Annotated in this window: 1 protein-coding gene; it reads right to left on the bottom strand. The window is 64.9% G+C overall.

Annotated elements, in window-relative coordinates:
• A partial coding sequence (locus KHA85_RS17690) for a transposase (protein WP_213186778.1) occupies positions 1 to 268 on the bottom strand: 268 nt, incomplete at both ends.

Here is a 268-nt window from a genome sequence, read left to right as displayed (position 1 = left end):
AGCGCAGGAGCTTGTACATCGCGATCTTGCCCTCCCGCTTGCCCGAGGCCTCGTAAGCGGTGATGAGACGCTGGTAGACGCCGTAAGTGACCTCCACCGCCGCGTGCGCGTCATTGGCGGTGAACGCTTTGAACAGCCGGACTTGCTGCTTGTCGGTGAGTAGCTCAGCTCGGGTATTCATGGTCCGGCGGATCCCGTACAGCGGATCGCCACTGCGGCCCCGGTGCCCGGTGGTGGCCTGCTGGATGCGTTGGCGGCACACGGTGAG

Origin of the sequence: Dietzia massiliensis, from assembly GCF_018390595.1 — a bacterium.
GTDB lineage: Bacteria > Actinomycetota > Actinomycetes > Mycobacteriales > Mycobacteriaceae > Dietzia > Dietzia massiliensis.
Note: the sequence above shows the minus strand (reverse complement) of the source record. Positions and strands in the feature narration are given on the sequence as shown.